The sequence below is a fragment of the Streptomyces sp. SID486 genome (assembly GCF_009865385.1).
Taxonomy (GTDB): domain Bacteria; phylum Actinomycetota; class Actinomycetes; order Streptomycetales; family Streptomycetaceae; genus Streptomyces.
On the sequence record NZ_WWJT01000016.1, the window covers coordinates 1 to 2,039 of the forward strand.

1 protein-coding gene is annotated in these 2,039 nt (G+C 73.9%); it reads right to left on the reverse strand.

The annotated features are described in order from the left end of the window. On the reverse strand, nt 1–2,009 hold a 2,009-nt coding region (locus GT045_RS01005), incomplete at its 3' end, for an SDR family NAD(P)-dependent oxidoreductase (protein ID WP_161332985.1). Nucleotides 2,010–2,039: the final 30 nt, after the last annotated feature.

Consider the following 2,039-nt stretch of genomic DNA (forward strand, 5'->3'; position numbering starts at 1 on the left):
AGCCGGTTGCGCAGCTCCACCGCCGTCAACGAGTCGAATCCGAGGTCCTTGAAGGCCCGTCCGGAGTCGAGGGTGTCCGGGGTGGCGTGTCCCAGTACGGCCGCGACCTGCTCGTGGACGAGGTCGAGGACCGCGTGGGTGCGTTCGCCGGGTGTCAGGGCGACCAGTCGCTGCCGGAGCGGGGAAGCCGCGTCGCTCTCGGAGCCGGCGTTGTCCCGGGCGGCGGTGCTCTCCTGCTGGATGCGTCGCGCCTCGGGGAGCTCCGCCAGCAAGGGGCTGGGGCGGGCCGAGGTGAAGACCGGGATGAAGCTCTCCCAGTCGATGTCGGCGATCGCCAGGTGCGTCTGGTCGTGGTCGAGTGTCTGCTGGAGTGCGGCGATGCCGAGGTCCACGTCCATGAAGCGCAGGCCACGGCGGCGCAGTTGGTCGAGGTCGAGTGCCTCGGGTGCGTTGTCGCCGACGGCGTCCCACACGCCCCAGGCCACCGACGTGGCCGTCAGGCCGTTCGCCCGGCGGCGTTCGGCGAGGGCGTCGAGGTAGGCGTTGGCAGCCGCATACGCACCGTGGTCGCCGACGCCCCATACGGAGGAGACGGAGGAGAACAGGACGAACGCGTCGAGCGGGGTGTCGCCCAGGAGCGCGTCGAGGTGTGCCGCGCCCGCGGCCTTGGCGTTCATGACGTCGGCGAACTCGGCCGCCGTCGTCTCGGCCAGCGAGGCCAGCTCGATGTAGGCGGCGCCGTGGATGACCGCGGTGAGGGGGAGGTCCTCCGGAACCGCCGCGAGGAGGGCCGCCACCGCGTCTCGGTCCGCGACGTCGCAGGCGGTGACGGTGACCCGGGTGCCGAGCGCGTCGAGTTCGGCGACCAGCGCGTCCACGCCGGGTGCGGCAGGCCCGCGGCGGCTGGTGAGGATGAGGTGTTCGGCCCCGTTGCGGGCTAGCCATCGCGCGAGGTGCGTGCCGAGGGCGCCGGTGCCGCCGGTGACGAGGACCGTGCCCCTCGGCTGCCAGGCGCGGGCGGGACGGCTGTCGCCCAGTGGCGCGGGCTCCAGTCGGCGCCGCATCACCCCGGAGGCGCGGACGGCCAGCTGGTCCTCGGGGTCGGCACCGGTCAGGACGCCCGCGAGCCGGGTGCGGGCCCGCCCGTCCAGTGTCGCGGGCAGGTCGACCAGACCACCCCAGCTGTCCGGGTACTCCACGGCGGCGACCCGGCCCATGCCCCACACCGTGGTCTGTGCCGGGGCGGTCAGCGGGTCGGCGGTGCCGGTGGACACCGCGCCGCGCGTGGCGCACCACAGTCGGGCGCCGGTGCCGAGGTCGCCCAGGGCCTGGATCAGGCTCAGGGTGAGAACCAGGCCGGTGCTGGTGACGGGGTGCTCGGGGTACGGGGTCTCGTCCAGCGCCAGCAGCGACAGCACGCCCGTGGGCGGGCGGCCCTCGGTGGCCTCGCGCAGCCGCTGTGCCAGCGCGGCGCGGTCGGCATCGGTGCCGTTCAGGGGGAGGGTGACGACGTCGGTGCCGTGTTCCTCCAGTGCCCGCCGTACGTCCGCCACGAGCGGGTCGGTGCCGTACGCGTCCGGGGTGACCAGGAGCCATGTGCCCGCGAGGGAAGGAACCGCCGTGCCGGGCGTACGGCGCCACACCGCGCGGTAACGCCACGCGTCGACGGTCGATTCGGAGCGCTGCCGGCGTCGCCACTGCGCGAGGGCGGGCAGCACGGCGTCGAGGGACTCCTGCTGTTCTACGGAGTCGACACGGAGCGTGGCCGCGAGCGCCTCGCCGTCCTCACGCTCGACCGCGTCCCAGAAGATCGCGTCCGTGCGGTCGTCGGCTGCCATGCCGTGCCCGAGCGGCCCTGTCTTCGTGGCTTCGAGCCAGTACCGCTGGTGCTGGAAGGCGTAGGTGGGCAGGTCGACGCGTTGAGCGCCCGTGCCCTTGAACACCGCCGTCCAGTCGACGGCCGCGCCCCCGACGAACGCCTCCGCCACCGACGTGACGAGCCGCTCCATGCCGCCTTCGTCGCGACGCAGCGAACCGAC